The organism is Paraglaciecola psychrophila 170 (assembly GCF_000347635.1).
GTDB lineage: Bacteria > Pseudomonadota > Gammaproteobacteria > Enterobacterales > Alteromonadaceae > Paraglaciecola > Paraglaciecola psychrophila.
Genome location: NC_020514.1, coordinates 1,244,348 through 1,262,406, shown reverse-complemented (window position 1 = coordinate 1,262,406; position 18,059 = coordinate 1,244,348). Strand labels below are relative to the sequence as shown.

The following is an 18,059-nucleotide window of genomic DNA, read 5'->3' as shown; positions in this document are numbered from 1 at the left end:
GACCTAGCCCAAGACTCTAATATCACAGTCTAAAACCCAAAGCTCATAGTCAATTGTAGCCTGATTACAGGTAAAAAAAGCCCGCAAATGCGGGCTTGTTATTAATTCTAATAACTATCAAAGACAGTCAACTAAATCATTGCAACGTTAAACGCTGTAATACATATCAAACTCAACTGGATGAGTTGACATGTTTAGTAATTGCACTTCTTCACTCTTAAGTGCTATGTAAGCATCAATCGAGTCGTCAGTCATAACACCACCGACAGTTAAGAACTCACGGTCGTTATTAAGGGCTTCCAACGCTTGCTCAAGTGAACTACATACTTGTGGGATTGCCGCAGCTTCTTCAGGGGGCAAGTCATACAAATCTTTGTCCATTGAATCACCAGGATGAATCTTGTTTTTGATCCCGTCAAGACCGGCCATCAACAATGCAGTGAAAGCTAGATAAGGGTTACCTGTTGGGTCTGGGAAACGTACTTCGATTCGACGAGCTCTCTCGCTAGTCACAAAAGGAATACGAATAGAAGCAGAACGGTTACGTGCAGAATATGCCAACATAACAGGTGCTTCGAAACCAGGTACTAAACGTTTGTAGGAGTTCGTCGATGCGTTAGTGAAAGCGTTAATTGCGCGAGCATGTTTAATGATACCGCCAATATAGAATAAAGCTTCTTCAGACATGCCAGCATATTTGTCTCCAGCAAAGACATTTTTGCCTTCCTTAGAAATTGATATGTGAACATGCATACCAGAACCATTATCACCCACAATAGGCTTTGGCATAAAGGTAGCTGTTTGTCCGTAAGCATGAGCAACATTATGTACAACATACTTATAGATTTGAACTTCATCAGCTTTTTTAACCAATGTATTGAAAAGGCATGCAATTTCGTTTTGACCGGCGGTCGCTACTTCATGGTGATGCGCTTCAACAGTTAAGCCCATTTCTTCCATAACCATACACATAGCTGCGCGTGTATCGTGAGCCGAATCGACTGGAGGAACTGGGAAATAACCACCTTTAACACCAGGACGGTGGGCCATATTACCTTCTTCAAACTCAGAGCCTGAATTCCACTTGGCTTCACTAGAATCAATTTTGAAGAAAGAACCAGCCATATCGGTATGGAAACGAACATCGTCAAACAAGAAAAATTCTGGCTCAGGTCCGACTAACACTTTGTCGCCAATACCTGTTGACTTCAAATATTCTTCTGCGCGACGAGCAATAGAACGAGGATCACGGTCATAGCCCTGCATGGTCATTGGTTCTAAAATATCACAACGAATATTAATTTGAGTTTCTTCAGCAAATGGGTCAAGTACAGCCGTTTCGCCATCAGGCATCAAGATCATGTCTGATTCGTTAATACCCTTCCAACCTAGGATAGAAGAACCGTCAAACATTTTGCCTTCTTCGAAGAAGTCTTCAGTCACTTGATGAGTAGGGATAGAAACATGTTGTTCCTTGCCTTTTGTATCAGTAAAGCGTAAATCAACAAATTTAGCTTCGGTTTCTTTAATAAGGTCTAAGGCCTTTTGTGCTGACATGGTGTCCTCCAGATTAAAAGTATAAATGTATTATTGGGAGTCAAATAACCCAAATACAAAGTGTGCCTGCATGAAGCGATAATCATGCCACATACCTAAGTGATTGGAATGTCTTTTGTTTATGTTTTTTTAGCATAGCGTAAACGAAAAGGATAGCACCGTTCGCACCAAAAAAGTGCGCCAAAGCACTACATTGGGTCACACTGGTTTAAAAACTCCAAATTACCATTAAGATGTTAATGCGAGGTTAATAAACTAGGGGTCTTTTCTTTATTAACAGCGATATGCATTTGAAGTTCGCTAAATGGAGGATAAAACTGTACAATCCGCGCCCATAAAATTTCAGTAAATTTAGCCGTGTATTACTTTAGAAAATGTGACTTTAAAAAATTAATAATCATCTTTGATACAATATCTGGCCCTAAATAGAGACAAAACAATGAGTTCATCAAACACCTCAATTCAAAATTTGAGGAACATAGCCATTATAGCCCACGTTGACCACGGCAAAACCACCCTAGTTGATAAGTTATTACAACAGTCTGGCACATTAGAAGCTAGCCGCGGCGAAGCCGAAGAACGTGTGATGGACTCAAACGACATCGAAAAAGAGCGTGGTATTACCATTCTTGCGAAAAACACTGCTATCAAGTGGAACGAATACCGCATCAACATAGTTGACACTCCTGGTCACGCCGATTTCGGTGGTGAAGTAGAGCGTGTTATGTCCATGGCCGATTCAGTATTGTTGTTAGTAGATGCGCAAGAAGGCCCGATGCCACAAACCCGTTTTGTTACACAAAAAGCGTTTGCTCAAGGTTTGAAGCCAATCGTTGTTATCAACAAAATTGATAAGCCAGGCGCACGTCCTGATTGGGTAATAGATCAAGTATTTGATTTATTCGATAACTTAGGCGCGACTGACGATCAGCTAGATTTTCAAGTGGTTTACGCATCAGCCATAAATGGTTGGGCTACCAACGATTTAGATGTGCCTAGCGATAACATGACGCCTTTGTTTGAAACTATCATCAAACATGTAAAGCCACCCGTTGCCGATATCAATGGCCCATTACAAATGCAAATATCGCAATTGGATCACAACTCTTATGTGGGTGTAATAGGTATAGGGCGTATTACTAGTGGTTCGGTTAAGACTAACCAAGCAGTCACTGTTATTGGCGCAGATGGTAAAACTCGTAACGGTAAAATTGGTCAGGTGCAAGGCTATTTAGGGCTACAGCGCCTCGAAGTGGAATCTGGTGATGCAGGTGATATTGTTGCCATAACAGGTGTGGGCGAACTTAAAATCTCAGATACTGTTTGTGATCCAAGTGCAGTTGTCGCCTTACCGCCTCTTTCTGTGGATGAACCTACAGTCACCATGACATTCCAAGTCAATAACTCTCCTTTTGCTGGCCAAGAAGGTAAATTCGTGACTTCACGTAATATTCTTGAGCGTTTGCAACACGAGTTAATCCACAACGTGGCACTTAAAGTGGAAGAAATACCAACTGATCCGGATAAATTCCGCGTATCTGGTCGTGGTGAACTTCACTTAGGTATATTGATTGAAAACATGCGCCGTGAAGGTTACGAGTTAGCTGTTTCGCGTCCAGAAGTTATTTTGAAACAAGTTGATGGCGTGACTCACGAACCTTACGAATCGGTTACTATTGATGTTGAAGAGCAACATCAAGGTTCTATCATGGAACAGCTAGGAACACGTAAAGGTGAGCTAACCAACATGGCTCCAGATGGTAAAGGTCGTATCCGTATGGATTTCATGATCCCTAGTCGTGGTTTGATTGGTTTCCAAACTGACTTTATGACCATGACATCAGGCTCTGGTTTGATGTACCACACGTTCGATCATTACGGACCCCATAAAGGCGGCATAATCGGTCAGCGTAAAAGTGGTGTATTGATTGCCAACGCAACAGGCAAAGCATTGACTAACGCATTGTTTAACTTGCAAAGCCGCGGACGTTTATTTATCGGTCACGGTCTTGAAGTATACGAAGGAATGGTGATTGGTATTCACGCTCGTGAAAATGACCTGACTGTTAACGCCCTCAAAGGTAAGCAGTTAACTAACGTACGTTCATCAGGTACCGACGAAGCGCAAAGCTTAGTGCCACCGATTGTTATGTCGTTAGAGCAAGCACTTGAGTTCATTGACAATGATGAATTGGTCGAAGTGACACCTATCAGCACGCGTATTCGTAAGAAGTTGTTGACTGAGAACTTGCGTAAGCAAGCTGGACGACCTGCTAAAGGGTAAACTCTCGAATTACGAGCTTCGAGCTTCGAGCTTTTAAAAGATTAAATTGAAACCGGCGAAAGCCGGTTTTTTATTGGCTACGTTAAAATTATAAGAATCTCATTAAGCTCTTAGCATTTAATTCTTATGTTAATTATTTGATGTATGAATCACTATTAACAATAATGACCTAGCAGGAAACTGTAAGTTCTATAAAGTGTCCTAACTATTGATGAACAACTTATATGAACTAACATGCGAACCAACATGGACATATGATAACTTGCAGTGAAATTACTATAAGTGGACGGTAAAAATTTTATATCGATGAATGTTCAAAAGACTTATCCCCTTTTCTCTTTTAAACTGTATAATCCGCGCGCAAAATTTAAACAATCTAGCTACGTATTACTTTTACAAGTAGATAGTCATTCAAGACGAATACGTGGCCCTTAACAGAGAAAGAAAAAATGAGTTCATCAAACACCTCAATCGAATATTTGAGGAATATAGCTATTATAGCCCACGTTGACCACGGTAAAACCACCCTAGTTGATAAGTTACTACAACAGTCTGGCACTTTAGAGAGCCGCGGCGTAGCCGAAGAACGTGTGATGGACTCAAACGATATTGAAAAGGAGCGTGGCATTACCATTCTTGCGAAAAACACCGCTATTAAATGGAATGAATACCGCATAAATATAGTAGACACTCCTGGACACGCCGATTTCGGTGGTGAAGTGGAGCGTGTGATGTCTATGGCCGATTCAGTATTGTTATTGGTAGATGCACAAGAAGGCCCTATGCCACAAACGCGTTTTGTAACACAAAAAGCTTTTGCACAAGGTCTCAAGCCGATTGTTGTTATTAACAAAATTGATAAGCCTGGTGCTCGTCCGAGTTGGGTAATAGATCAGGTATTTGATTTGTTCGACAACTTAGGTGCAACTGACGACCAATTAGATTTTCAAGTGGTATACGCATCAGCCATAAATGGGTGGGCTACCAACGATTTAGATGTGCCTAGCGATAACATGACGCCTTTGTTTGAAACTATCATCAAACATGTTAAACCACCTGTTGCCGATATCAACGGCCCATTACAAATGCAAATGTCGCAATTGGATTACAACTCCTATGTGGGTGTAATTGGTATAGGGCGTATTACACGTGGTTCGGTTAGGCCTAACCAACAAGTCAGTGTTATTGGTGTTGATGGCAAGACCCGCAACGGAAGAATCGGGCAGGTTCAAGGCTATTTAGGGCTTCAGCGCCTCGAAGTAGATTCTGGTGACGCGGGTGACATTGTTGCTATAACAGGTTTAGGTGAGCTTAAAATCTCCGATACCGTGTGCGATCCAAGTGCAGTTGTGGCATTGCCGCCTCTTTCAGTTGATGAACCAACAGTGACCATGACTTTTCAAGTCAATAATTCACCGTTCTGTGGTAAAGAAGGTAAATACGTCACATCACGTAATATCCATGAACGTTTGCAAACTGAATTGATCCACAACGTGGCGCTTAAAGTGGAAGAAACCCAAGATCCGGACAAGTTCCGCGTATCAGGTCGTGGTGAACTTCACTTGGGTATATTGATTGAAAACATGCGTCGTGAAGGCTACGAATTAGCGGTTTCTCGTCCGGAAGTAATTTTGAAACAAGTGGATGGTGTGACCCACGAACCTTTCGAAACAGTGACTATAGATGTGGAAGAAAAACATCAAGGTTCCATTATGGAACAAATTGGTTTACGCAAAGGTGAGTTAACCAATATGACACCCGATGGTAAAGGTCGTGTTCGTATGGACTTCATGATCCCTAGCCGTGGTTTGATTGGTTTCCAAACTGACTTTATGACCATGACGTCAGGTTCTGGTTTGATTTACCACACCTTTGATCATTACGGCCCCCATAAAGGCGGCGTAATCGGTAAGCGTAAGAGTGGCGTATTAATTGCCAACGCAACCGGTAAAGCACTAACTAACGCATTGTTTAACTTACAAAGTCGCGGACGGTTATTTATCGGTCACGGTGTTGAAGTTTACGAAGGCATGGTAATTGGTATTCATGCTCGTGAAAATGACCTGACGGTGAACGCCCTTAAAGGTAAGCAGCTAACTAACGTTCGTGCATCAGGAACCGACGAAGCGCAAAGTTTAGTACCACCGATTATCATGTCGCTAGAACAAGCGCTTGAGTTCATCGACAATGATGAATTGGTTGAAGTGACACCTTTAAGCACACGAATTCGTAAGAAGTTGTTGACTGAAAACTTGCGAAAGCAAGCTGGGCGACCAACTAAGAGCTGAGTTTAAGCTTTCGAGCTAAAATTTCTAATAAAAATCAGATGAAATTGAAACCGGCGAAAGCCGGTTTTTATATTTGTGTGATGTCTAGGTTATATCTAATACACACCTCATTCACCCGCGTTTTTAAAAGAAAAAAGCCCAAAATATCATTACCTTTTTACATCTTATATCGCGAAATCCAGTATTTGTTAATTACCAAGGTTCTCTTAAGGCTCGATAATTAATAAAGTTTTATGCACTAAATTTTGCCTATAATTCAACCAAATTCCTTTGAGATTAACAATCTAAATATACTTAGTCGGATGATATGCAAGTGCCTGTCATAACTAAGTATAGAAAACAGTCGGGCTACAAATTCTTAATGCAATAACAGCGTTTAACAAAATGATAAAACATTAATATAAAGAACATAAAGAGCTAACAATAATATCTAAAGGTAACCAGGGCATAATAAATGAAGAAGTACCATTAAGATCTGACGAAGAGCTCGTATCTGTGACAGATACAGCGGGTGTAATTACCTATGCTAATGAAGCATTTTGTCGAGTAGCAGGATATTTCCAGCAAGAACTCTTAGGTAAAAATCATAATGTCGTAAGACATCCTGATATGCCCAAAGCGGCCTTTGCTGATATGTGGGGAAAGTTGAAGAATAAACAAGCTTGGCAAGGTGCAGTTAAAAACCGTTGTAACGATGGAAAGTATTATTGGGTAGATGCATTTGTAACCCATGTTTATGAAAAAGGCACATTGACTGGTTATCAATCTTTACGCACAGTGTTGTGCAGCCGATTATCGTAAAAATGCTGAACGAATATACACACATATAAATAGTGGCAAATTCAAAGGTGATGGAGTATTTACTAAGCCTATAGTAAAGAATTCAGTTTTCTTGATTACGTCGCTTGTTACTATAATTTTGTGTTTTTATTCGCCATAGTTTTCGTTATTGTTTATGGCGCTACCCTATGCAGTTTTTAATACTGAATTAATCCAAATGCAACATTATTTGGCTGACCAGCAAAAAAATACGACAGTATTTCTCGGCATGTATTTTATGGTGAAGGATTAGCGAGTATTGTCGATTTCCCCCAAAAACTAAGTGAAGGTCGAGTTAAAACAATACTTGGGAGAGTTATGGATAGCACTAACGTACTTTCTATGGGTGCTGTCTTATTAAAAAAATCGTCTGAACTTGCTAAAAAAGGTGTCGAGCAAGAAGCCAATGAATTATTTCAAGGCTCTGCGGCAATAGAAGAGATGACAGCAACTATTTCTGAGGTGGCTAACAACACTACGAAAACGTCGGCAAAAGTTGAGTCGTTGCATATAGACTGCAAATCAGCAACTGATTCTATGTCTCAAACAATGCAACAAGTCTCCAAGTTAGCTGATGATGTATCTGCATCAGCGACTGCTGCCAGTGAACTAGCTAAAGAAGCAGAGCAAATTAGTGTGGTTATGCAAAAGATTCAAGGTATTGCTGACTAAACAAATTTACTTGCCCTTAATGCCGCGATTGAAGCCGCACTTGCGGTTGAGCAAGGAAGAGGGTTTTCTGTTGTAGCTGACAAAGTGAGGGCCCTGTCAAATAGAACTCATTCAGCAACCAAACAAATACAAAGTTCAGTAGGTGAAATTCAATCCACGTTTTTGAGCTGGTCTAAAATCATGTTAAAAGGTAAAGAATCAGCTGATTTATGTGTGTCTGAAACCACCCAGTCCAGAGATATTGTTCTGAAAGTATATAATGGCGTGTCTTCGATAGCAGACCTAGCTATACAAATTTCAGCTGCATCGGAAGAACAAAGCATGGTTTCACAGGAAATCAGTCGCAACATTTCTAATATTAATGACGCCTCAAGACAAAATCTTGCGCAAGCCGAAGTGGTTGAAGAGGAAGCCAATAAAATTGAGCAACGAACTAATGTGTTAAGCTCCTTAGGACTGACGTTCGCACAAAAGTAGAGTAATTAGCGGCGAACTTTTAAGAGTATAAAATGAAACCGGCGAAAGCCGGTTTTTATTGACTGCGCCATACTTGATTCTGCAATCAAGGGCATGCGAGCTAATTAGCACTCGATAACTAACAAGTCTCCCATAATTATGGACCAAATGTTGTGGGCCAAAATCAATACTCAAATACAACACCTTTATTAACTTATTAGTTAAGCACAGAATATTAATATGGGTGGCTTAATAAATTTGATTATATAAACTTAGTAATTTACTTTCAAAGAAATCCAATGATGATCAATCACTGGATTAGATTGATCACGATTAGACTAGGTTTAGAGTTACTATAACTGAAACGCTACTTTAATATATATATTACGTCCATCCGTGTCGTAGGGTGCATTTCGCGAGTAAATCAAGCCTCGGTTAGCTTGATATGTTGCTTCTTCAGGGTAGGAATCAAAAATATTTTCAGCGCCAGCGCTCAGGGTGATATCTTCACTCAATTTATAACTAGCTGAGATATCTGTGAAAAATTCTGAACCAAAGTCTTGAAACACATCCCCGTCACTATTTCCAGAATAGTCAGTCCAGGAGCCGTAATACCTGACTCTAGCCATTAAACTAATAATATCCAAATCATAATTTGCAGCGAAACTAGCCGTGTTTTGCGGTAGTAGTTTTTCAAAGCGATTACGGGTGGTGACGTTGTCAACCAAACTCCCATTAAGTACTTCCGTTTTGTTATGATTCAATGCCGAAGTGAGCGATAAACTCCCACTATTTACGTTAGCGGTATAACCTAACACTAAATCCACACCAGTAGTGCGAGTATCAAAGTCATTTTGAAAAAAGTTAACGCGGGTAATACTTTCACCACCAACAACATTTAATCCTACTAGCTGCAATTTCTCACTATCGCTGATGGTGAAAGTTTCTGACGTACTTAACCGATTATCAACATCAACTTGATAAATATCGACAGAGGAATGAAATCCGTTGTTATTGCGATAGACGATACCAGCACTGATGTTGCTAGACTCTTCAGCCTCAAGTGGGTTGATAGAAACGTCCGCACGATCTGATATCACTCTCGCTACAGCGCCTTCAGGTGAAAAGCGACCAGAGGTATAAATATTCAGGGTGTTTGTGTCCAAACCCTGCGATGTGCGTTCGCTGAATAACTGTCCAGGCGTAGGCGCTTTAAAACCAGTTGAAAGTGTGGCTCGCAAAGCTAAGTCATTATTGACTTCGTAACGAGTCGATAATTTGCCCGTTAATTTACCATTACCGTATTCGGAATATTTTTCATAGCGAGTCGCTAAGCCCATATTCAAACTTTCACTCATAGGTAAATCAACATCCATATAAACTGATTTACTGTGTTGACTCGATTCACCCGATTGACTTGGGGAAAAGCCAGGAAAACCATTTGACCCAGAAGGCAAACCGGCTGATGCACCTGCCCCTATTTCGTAAGACGCTAGTTCTCCAGGTTTTATCTCATAGGTTTCTTTGCGGTACTCTAAACCAAAGGCAACATTGGCATCTTCAAATAATATAGGCGAGGACCATATATAATTGAAATCTGCATTTAAATTTGTTTCGCTTTGAATTAACTCACCTATGCTGAATGAAGTCGGACTAGCAGAGCCCAAAGAAGCATTAATACTCTGCGACATTTTATACTCAATACTATTTTGTCCAAAACCTGCACTCATATCCCAATCTAGATCGTTGAACATGGTTCCTTTTAATCCCATATTTAAGGCATTGTCGCTATCGTCCTGCTTAAACTGAGGCGAGAAACCCGCAGGATAGATATCCTTAAGATCAAAATCTGGAAACACGTCAGTAAGATTAAAAGCACTGGTGCTGTCTGGGTTACGCCAGTTAAAATCACTCAGCCCCTTACCTCGGCCGAGGGTCGCAAACAAATATGCGGATCCAAATTGTGTATCTAACCCTGAATTAATTGCCAAACGAAACACTTCTGTTTCTGGTTGCCCCCAATTTTGTACGGGATTAGGCACAGTGACTTCGGGATGGTTTACAGCAAACTGAATAGCATCGGGACGCTGACGACTGCGCGAGGTTTTTTCAGCATTCGAATATTCAAAACTAGTGGTTATAAATCCATCACCACCCAATTTAGTGCCGGCCTTAATACCTGCTCTTATATTCTCACCATCCCCCTCACTGTACTCTGAATACTGAGCAAAACCTTTCAGATCAGCCCCGTCGTCGAGAATGATATTAATCACGCCGGCGATGGCATCAGAACCATATTGCGCAGATGCTCCATCTCGTAACACTTCAATCCGCTTAATAGCAGAAGAAGGTATTTGCGCTAAATCAGGGGCTTGTGCTCCATTGCCACCCAATAAACCACTACGATGACGGCGCTTACCATTGATCAACACTAAAGTATGGTCAGGTGATAGACCTCGTAACGTGGCTGGTCTTACAAATACTTGACCATCAGCCATGGGCAAACGTTGTATTTTATATGAAGGTACTATTTGTGCGAGGGAATCAGATAAGTCTTCAGAAGCTGTGCTGCTTAATTCATTAGCTGAAATAAGATCAATCGGGGCACTCGAATCAAAAACCGTTTTCTCTGAAGAGCGGGTCCCCGTGACGATGATACTTTCCATGTTATTTTTGAGTTCAGAATGCGAAGCCTCTTCGGCATAACTAAGCGTTGGTAGCTGCGCACTAACACCTAAAATGAGACACACAGAACGTGAGATTGTAGACAATGTAAACATAAAATAAGACCCTATAAATAGTTATGACCGAGTAATTGGCGGCGTTACTTTGTCACGGAATAATGACAATTATGTTATTGAAAAATGTAACTTTTATTTCACTTTTCTTACTTAAGTAAAAGCCGCTAGAATAAACACTCATTAAAATAATAAATAACATCAATTTTTTATTTTATAAAGTTGTCACAAAATACCGTTATGCTGTTGATCTTATTTTGACTCAAAAAGTTTATCGAATGAATCCACTAAAATTTTCTTTGAATCGTCGTCAATTGCTAACAGGGGTCGCTGCAACTGCTGCACTTTCATCGATGAGAACAACAGCACAGACACCTAAAGACACATTGTCTTTGCCCACTTCAATCAAAAAATCGCCGAACAGTTTAGCGTCTGATGAGGTTTTTTGGCGCGAAATAGCCACAGATTATGATCGCACCAAAGGTATCATTAATCTTGAACACGGCTATTGGGGCAAAATGGCGAAACCTGTATTAGACGCCTATCACACAGCCAATAAAATGGTGAATAGCCAAAATTCATTCTACGCCCGAAAAGGTTTTCCATCCGATATGCGTCAAGCTATGGCCCGCGTATCTCAAGGGCTTGGGGCAGAGGATGGTGAAATTGTATTGACTCGCAATGCCACAGAAGCCATTCACAACCTTATTCGTCAATATCAAGGATTAACGTCAGGCGATGCTGTGCTCATGGCCGATAGCGACTATCCCAGTTTTAAAACCGCGATGCAGTGGTTAAAACAAGACAGAGGCGTTGATACCATTGAATTGATTACGCCCACAGTTGCCGAACAAGAACAATTATTGGAGTGTTATATTAATGCCTTCGATCAGCATCCGAATATTAAACTGATGTTACTTACCCATGTTAGCAATCAACATGGTCTAGTTTTTCCGGTTAAAGCCATTGTCAACGAAGCCAAAAAACGCGGCATTGATGTTATCTGTGATTGTGCGCAATCTTGGGGATTAATTGACTATAAAATTAGTGATTTACAAGTGAGCTGGGCAGGATTTAATTTACACAAGTGGATAGGATCACCTGTCGGAGTAGGTGCCTTGTATATGCAAAAAGGCACTCTCGATAAAATAGCTCCCTACCCTGGTGAGTCTGATCCCGATAATAATCGTGCATATAGTCGGGTACACATCGCTACCTCTAACTTTGCAGCCTTTATGACGGTGCCAGCTGCGTTAGACTATCACCAAGCCATTGGCGCTAAAAACAAAGAAGCACGGCTCAGATATTTACGTAATTTGTGGTTTAGCGAAGCGCAAACTATGTCACATATCGAAGTATTAGGCGGTAAAGATGAGATGTCATCCACTGGCATGAGTTCATTTAGGATGACTGGAAAAACTAGCATAGAAGATGTAAAAGAACTACAGCAAACACTTGAAAATGATTATGGGATCTTCACTGTGGTGCGCAAAGGTTTGCACTCAGGAGCTTGCATTCGTATCACGCCTCAAGTTTTTACAGGTGCTGATGAAATTCAAAAACTGGTTGATAGCATGAAGAAACTAGCTTAATTATTTTATTTTATTTAACGTTTTCAACCAGCAACAACGACTTATCAAGCCCTAGGCCCATAATTGTATTATCCATCGTGTGTTGGTTTATACGAATCCTGTTTTGACATTAGCAAAAGGAGCTGTATCGAACATATATGCCTTTCAGTGCGCTATGATCTGACCCACTTCTGGTAAGAGACATAACAGGCTCGGGTTTGTGAACCGATATTTCGATGTTCGCAACATAGGTATTAGGGGGCATTGCGAAGTCGATGCTAGACGTTCCGCCTTCTAAGGCATTTTAACGGGTGAAAATACAAGGTGCAACAGGGGCAAAAGCCTGTATTCATAGGTAAAATTTGATGTGTGCCCGCCACTAAAGCCGCCAAAGAAGCGAGGATAAGTGCGCTTCGTATATTGATATTTAAATCGCCAAATAGGATGTCGTTGAGGAAGACACGGCAAAAAGCAGCGACTTGGGTTCTAGGATAGGCATGAGTGTTTTTTACATGACCAAATACGCCTTACATAGGATTGGCATAGAAATGGTGGCGCCATATTGCCGAAAAATGGCTCCCGTTGCGATCATTTCCCAGAGGCGCAGTTCCTTGAAAATGGATCCCGTAAATGCCGTGCCAGTTAAATCCAGCAGCCACAGTTGTCGGAATTCCCTGAGCGACGCCTGCGAGAAAGCACAGCGTTTGTTATGTCTCACCACTGGCGCCATTCCGTGATGGAATGGAACACCAGAGGAACGTATATAATTAACATGGAAGTTGGCATAAGGGTTTTTCACATAAGAAGATAGCTGAAACCGTTGCTGCTCCCGTGACCGATAGTCCTCAGCCCGAAGATGCCTGAACTGGCATGGCCAAACCGATTTGGTCCTACCAATCTGCTGTCGCTGTAAATTCTCTAAGCTTGGCGTACGCTTTGGTATTATTATAGATACCGAATCTGGCTTGAATGTTCTGGAAAATAAGGTCAAGGTAGAGGCTATAAAAATGGCCCAGAGCAATTAAAGTAAGAAGTATCAACTCGCTTATACTTCAAAGCATTAATTCTTAGTGGGGTACCCCGGCTTCATCAACATCTACTACCTCTGTTTCTTGCAGTGCAGCTGTTATCCATTGGTTGAGTTCAGGGCAAGCTAATACACGTTCCATGTAGCGCTTTGCTTTGACATCTACCACTATGTCGTAAGTCTGAAAACGTAATACCACTGTTCACTCTATATTTGTTGGATGCGTAGAATGTCATTTTTAGCATGCTCACTCAGGACTATTTTGCGTTTTGCTCTTATATTCATTGGCATTTCGTTACGCACACCATTAAACCCAGAATGCATCTCACAGGCGATTGCCCGCGCTTCAGCCTTTTGTCTGGCGAGTTCTGGCCAAGCGCTTCCTGACAAATAAGCATCATTGATGTATTCGCAAATAGCTAACGAGTCCCACACCTTCACATTGCCATCCACTACAGCTGGTACTTTATGCGTTGGTGTAACTTTTTCTAAACGTTGATAAAACTCCGACGTACCCAATAACAGTTTAACTTCTTCAAACTTAACCTCTGATTTTGCTAGCATTATCCATGCACGTAACGACCAAGATGAATAATTTTTATTGCCGATGTAAAGCTGCATACATCTTCCTACTTTATTCCTAGATTCACTGAATAAAATCTAATCTACGCTGACATTAAGCAGCTGACTAACGGATAATCTTGATATTACCTATTAGTAAACCTGATAGGTAATATTGGTAAGAACATGGACATTGAGGCGTTACGTAGCTTTTTAGCCTTCGTCGAAACTGGCAGCTTTACCCGTGCAGCCAAGCACACTGATGCGCTTGGGATGTCCCGATGATTACTCAGAATCAGTATTGCCTATTTTAGTGAAGTTATTACATCAGCAGTGGCCAAACCTTGACTTACAAATCACCTGTACTCCAAGTAATCGAGTCAAACTTATGCTGGATAGCGGTCACCTAGACCCGGGGATCATTACCCGTTCTGCTGACTCGGAAGAAGGCTATTTCCTAAAATCCAGTCAAGGTGTTTGAGTCCACAACTCAGATTTTGATGCGGCTCAACAACATCCTCTACCGATTGCAATATTTCAAAGAGACTGTCGATTTCATCAAGCAGCAACTGAAGGGCTGCATAAGCAAGGTCGGGCATACAAGGTTATCGCTTGTAGCGCCAGTGCCAGCGCGCAAAGAGGCATTGTACAGAGCGGGGAAGCAATCGGCGCTATGGCAAAGCTTAGCATTGGCGACTTACAACAATTAAGCAGTAAAAACTTACCCCAATTACCCACTGCAGACATTGTGCTGCTTCGCTCTAACAACTTACAAAATCCTATCAGTGATGCGCTTTGTCATTCCATATGTCAACGTTACGCGGCAACCGATAATACAAACACTACTGAATTCTGAAAGTAACAACAATATGCTGATATTTATCAAGCTAAAAATTATAAATTTGACCTAATAAATCTTCACATTTGATTAAATTTCAATAGGTGCCTTCAGCTCGTCGCAGGCAGATTTTCTGAGAATCTACACCCTAACCTTTAAAAATTTATCCATATAAGGCTTAATCACGCTATCTAGTTCAAAGGTATTGTTAAAGTTTCCTTCATCAAGTTCACCACCAATTGAAGCTAATTCAAGCAGCACTTGTTTGGCAATATCTTCGCGCACTAAGCCCCTTGAAAAAATGGATAGTTGTTTTTTAGAAACTGAATATTCAACAGGTTTAGATAATTTTCTTTTCTTTAATATCTTTGAGCTAAGTACCACATTGGATACCTGTTTTATCCAATCGTTAGGTACCAATTTTAATAAGAGGCTGATTTCTTTTTTTGACAATGCATGGAAAGGTTCACTGCTGAACTTTCCTACCACAACTTTCATATTTGCTCCTTTGATCTTATTTTGTTTAGCGTAAACTAAAAACCTTGTTTTGACTTCATATCATTTAAATTGCACAGAATGTGGATCATTTTTCCACGTCTAGATCTAAATGACGCTTTAGGTATCTTAAAACAAAAATGAGATCTAATTCGATATTTGATAAACACTTAGAATATAATTACTGGCTGCCAACTAGGCATCATTAAGTCTGGCTTTCATCAGCAGTAAGGAGCTATAAGTATCAATATTGAAGTCACTTTTCGTCTATTAAATTTAGACAAATTCCAAGCAATTACCCTCACCAGAGAAATAGCGGGTGCAACATTCGATAATCATCCTAAAAATGACTGTTTTGTGGGTTTAGTTTGTTTAAATGAAAACCTAGATAATTTAGACGACCTGAACATCTTTTATGTACGCCAGCAAATAGCTTTACAGGACTGTGATATCTGCATTGTGGTCACATCAGCAAATGTTACTGATACCGTTGCCACCCCGATGTTCGTCAATAAAGTACTCAAACATATTGACTGCCTATTAACCTTTTCTTTTGACCTTAGTAAAACAACGGACACACTATGACTTTAAATAAATTGACGACGATAACCAATTTGATCACGCAGTTACGCTCGACCCCAGACAACATTGAATTTGCCAGCGTGATGCAGGTAATTAGTCAATTTTATACTTATACGCCAACAACTTTTAGCAATGGGCTCTTGTTAAATGCAGCAGGCAGCAACGAGGGTTCTTGTAAAATCTTTTACTTTGCGCAATTACATGAATTAACTGAACTTGAAACCCTCAATTTATTTGGAAACTTTTATCGTAATGATGTATTGGAAAACCCAGCGGGAACAGACCATGGCAATATCCGTAACTTTATACTGACAGGCTGGTCAGGGGTAAAGTTTGATGGCTTGGCGTTAATTCGATTAAGCTAAAGGGCAACGCATTTATGCCACAGCAACCAACATCCATGGTGGCGAATTAGATGTATGCGCAAGTTGCGGCTACGGCGGTTTATGTGGCGATCCTGAGCAAGAATCAGTGGCGGATCCTGAGTTAGTCGAAAATATTGAACTTGGCACTAAGTGGTCATTATTAGATTAAAAACTATGTTTAGCGGCTACATGGTTCCAAATGACGAAGTAAGACGTAATGGAAAATGTAGGTGACGCCTACTCTACCTTCTGTAAATTAAACACAGGAAAAAAACGAGAAAACAGATTTGAGTTAGCATTAAACGGTAACCTTACCGAAAAACTCAGTGTACAAGTCAGTGCAGTAAGCACTTGGATGCACTAATGCAGATAAACGCGACACCATATATGCACTAGACCAAAGCATTCAAACCCTGCTACAAAATCCTCATGTTAAGCGTGAGAAACTAGACCGACTGCACCATATTTACCATAACCTTATCCGCCAAAATACCCAGATTTAGAGTGTTGCAGCCGTGATTCAATAGACATAATTGAAATCACTTAGCTTTTTCGTCGATCCAAACGCTTAAAAGTTGAGCAATACGTTGATTGTCATTTTCAGCATAGGTAAGGAGTAACTTGGCCATATTTTTTTTGGTTTTGACTCTGGGTTGCTGGCGAGTAAATAACTTATTCAAGGGTGACTGATAGACGCCTGACTTTGCTTTATTAGCCATCACATCATTCGTCCTTGCTGTCAGCCTTTTTATCTTTAGCAAACAACAATAAAAACACACCCAACATGATTGCCATATCGGCAACGTTGAAAATCCCCGTTCTGAGGGAACCAATGCCAACATTTAAAAAGTCGATCACCGCGCCGTTATTGACAGCCCTATCGAAAAAATTACTGATGCCCCCTGAAAAGATAATCATTAACGATGATAATCCGTAAGCAGTTTGTGTCTTTGTTCTTAAAATATAAATCAGCAAAGCAGAAAGAATAAATCCCACCGCACAAACGAATATCCAAAACTTGGCGGAGTCTGACATACCGCTACCTAAACCTAAAAATGCACCAGTATTTTCAGCGTAACCAATACGCAACAAATCTCCCCAATAACTGGTCATTTCAAATTTGGGTAAGTACTCAGAAGCATACCATTTGGTTCCTTGGTCAATTCCAATACTGACTAAACAAATAACCAATATCATTTGTAAACGTTTTAATGCATTCATTTATCTGTTTTCAACCATGATTGTCTGTGATTTCAATTAGGCACCGATTATTTCATGCTCTTCTAGTCCCAGTCCATAACGGGCTGTCTTAAAGTTGAACTATTTTACACACCACAAGTTAACAACTAGTTAACACATAGTTATTAACTATCTATTTTAATTCTAAAAGTACAACTCAACTCGTTGAGAAGCTACTGTATATTAAATAAATAAATTAAAAGATGGGTTAACTAAGTGAAAAAAATTGAAGCAATAATTAAACCTTTTAAGCTTGACGATGTTCGAGAAGCATTAACTGAAGCAGGTATTTCAGGTCTAACTGTGACAGAAGTAAGAGGGTACGGACGTCAAAAAGGTCATACCGAAACCTATCGTGGTGCAGAATACAAAGTAGACTTTTTACCTAAAATTAAACTGGAAATTGTACTAATAGATGATCAGGTTGAGCGTTGTATCGAAGTTATTATTGCCAAAGCCAATTCGGGTAAAATTGGTGATGGGAAAATTTTTGTCTTTGATGTTGAACGAGCTATACGGATACGCACCTCTGAAGAGGGCGATGACGCTGTATAGGAAATACAGTTA

General features: G+C 40.5%; 16 protein-coding genes and 2 pseudogenes. 12 read left to right on the top strand and 6 right to left on the bottom strand.

Going from position 1 to position 18,059, the window contains the following annotated elements; translation table 11 throughout:
- Positions 1-147 precede the first annotated feature (147 nt).
- A complete protein-coding gene (glnA, locus tag C427_RS05445) occupies positions 148-1,557 on the bottom strand; it encodes a glutamate--ammonia ligase (protein WP_007639525.1) in 1,410 nt (469 codons plus the stop codon).
- Positions 1,558-1,996: 439 nt separating this feature from the next.
- Here glnA and typA (C427_RS05440) point away from each other — a divergent pair, with 439 nt between their 5' ends.
- The 5 genes and pseudogenes from typA (C427_RS05440) to C427_RS28480 all read left to right on the top strand — a co-directional run.
- Positions 1,997-3,841: a translational GTPase TypA gene (gene typA / locus C427_RS05440; RefSeq protein WP_007639526.1), complete on the top strand. Its 1,845-nt coding sequence runs from the start codon at positions 1,997-1,999 to the stop codon at positions 3,839-3,841.
- A gap of 449 nt (positions 3,842-4,290) precedes the next feature.
- Entirely contained in the window at positions 4,291-6,129 is a 1,839-nt protein-coding gene (gene typA, locus C427_RS05435) for a translational GTPase TypA (protein ID WP_007639527.1), read from the top strand.
- Between the two features lie 495 nt (positions 6,130-6,624).
- Complete coding sequence (locus tag C427_RS28490; RefSeq protein ID WP_007639528.1) at positions 6,625-6,930, top strand: PAS domain-containing protein; 306 nt, start codon at positions 6,625-6,627, stop codon at positions 6,928-6,930.
- A 336-nt stretch (positions 6,931-7,266) separates the two neighbouring features.
- The gene (locus tag C427_RS28485; RefSeq protein WP_015430534.1) at positions 7,267-7,620 is read left to right on the top strand and encodes a methyl-accepting chemotaxis protein; all 354 of its coding nucleotides are present in this window, start codon (positions 7,267-7,269) and stop codon (positions 7,618-7,620) included.
- A 12-nt stretch (positions 7,621-7,632) separates the two neighbouring features.
- A pseudogene (locus C427_RS28480) lies at positions 7,633-8,097 on the top strand (methyl-accepting chemotaxis protein); the annotation flags it as partial.
- Between the two features lie 332 nt (positions 8,098-8,429).
- Here C427_RS28480 and C427_RS05415 read toward each other — a convergent pair.
- Positions 8,430-10,856, bottom strand: a complete 2,427-nt coding sequence (locus C427_RS05415; RefSeq protein ID WP_007639530.1) for a TonB-dependent receptor plug domain-containing protein — start codon at positions 10,854-10,856, stop codon at positions 8,430-8,432.
- A gap of 236 nt (positions 10,857-11,092) precedes the next feature.
- On the opposite strand from C427_RS05415, the gene C427_RS05410 reads away from it, so the two are divergent.
- The gene (locus tag C427_RS05410; protein WP_015430532.1) at positions 11,093-12,406 is read left to right on the top strand and encodes an aminotransferase class V-fold PLP-dependent enzyme; all 1,314 of its coding nucleotides are present in this window, start codon (positions 11,093-11,095) and stop codon (positions 12,404-12,406) included.
- A 1,046-nt stretch (positions 12,407-13,452) separates the two neighbouring features.
- Here the strand turns inward: C427_RS05410 and C427_RS05405 are convergent.
- Positions 13,453-14,033, bottom strand: a pseudogene (locus tag C427_RS05405) (glutathione S-transferase).
- Between the two features lie 184 nt (positions 14,034-14,217).
- Between C427_RS05405 and C427_RS27120 the strand changes: the two are divergent.
- Both C427_RS27120 and C427_RS27115 read left to right on the top strand, forming a co-directional pair.
- Positions 14,218-14,454: a LysR substrate-binding domain-containing protein gene (locus C427_RS27120; RefSeq protein WP_007639533.1), complete on the top strand. Its 237-nt coding sequence runs from the start codon at positions 14,218-14,220 to the stop codon at positions 14,452-14,454.
- A 192-nt stretch (positions 14,455-14,646) separates the two neighbouring features.
- Positions 14,647-14,829, top strand: coding sequence for a hypothetical protein (locus tag C427_RS27115; RefSeq protein WP_007639534.1), 183 nt, complete (start codon positions 14,647-14,649; stop codon positions 14,827-14,829).
- Positions 14,830-14,952: 123 nt separating this feature from the next.
- Here the strand turns inward: C427_RS27115 and C427_RS05390 are convergent, their stop codons facing one another.
- Positions 14,953-15,309, bottom strand: a complete 357-nt coding sequence (locus tag C427_RS05390) for a hypothetical protein (protein ID WP_007639536.1) — start codon at positions 15,307-15,309, stop codon at positions 14,953-14,955.
- A gap of 578 nt (positions 15,310-15,887) precedes the next feature.
- On the opposite strand from C427_RS05390, the gene C427_RS05380 reads away from it, so the two are divergent.
- The 3 genes from C427_RS05380 (at position 15,888) to C427_RS26240 (ending at position 16,756) form a co-directional block, all read left to right on the top strand.
- Positions 15,888-16,253 carry a HopJ type III effector protein gene (locus tag C427_RS05380; protein WP_007639539.1) on the top strand — a complete coding sequence of 122 codons (366 nt, stop codon included), beginning with the start codon at positions 15,888-15,890 and terminating at the stop codon, positions 16,251-16,253.
- Between the two features lie 217 nt (positions 16,254-16,470).
- Positions 16,471-16,617: a hypothetical protein gene (locus C427_RS26245; RefSeq protein ID WP_007639540.1), complete on the top strand. Its 147-nt coding sequence runs from the start codon at positions 16,471-16,473 to the stop codon at positions 16,615-16,617.
- A gap of 19 nt (positions 16,618-16,636) precedes the next feature.
- Positions 16,637-16,756 (top strand): hypothetical protein, encoded by a 120-nt coding sequence (locus tag C427_RS26240; protein WP_161601930.1) that lies wholly within the window; start codon positions 16,637-16,639, stop codon positions 16,754-16,756.
- A 36-nt stretch (positions 16,757-16,792) separates the two neighbouring features.
- Here the strand turns inward: C427_RS26240 and C427_RS05375 are convergent, their stop codons facing one another.
- Together C427_RS05375 and lspA are read right to left on the bottom strand one after the other, a co-directional pair.
- A complete protein-coding gene (locus C427_RS05375; protein WP_007639541.1) occupies positions 16,793-16,972 on the bottom strand; it encodes a hypothetical protein in 180 nt (59 codons plus the stop codon).
- A gap of 4 nt (positions 16,973-16,976) precedes the next feature.
- Positions 16,977-17,474, bottom strand: coding sequence for a signal peptidase II (gene lspA / locus C427_RS05370; protein ID WP_007639542.1), 498 nt, complete (start codon positions 17,472-17,474; stop codon positions 16,977-16,979).
- A gap of 234 nt (positions 17,475-17,708) precedes the next feature.
- Between lspA and C427_RS05365 the strand changes: the two genes are divergently transcribed.
- Entirely contained in the window at positions 17,709-18,047 is a 339-nt protein-coding gene (locus C427_RS05365) for a P-II family nitrogen regulator (protein ID WP_007639543.1), read from the top strand.
- The last annotated feature ends 12 nt before the right edge of the window (positions 18,048-18,059 follow it).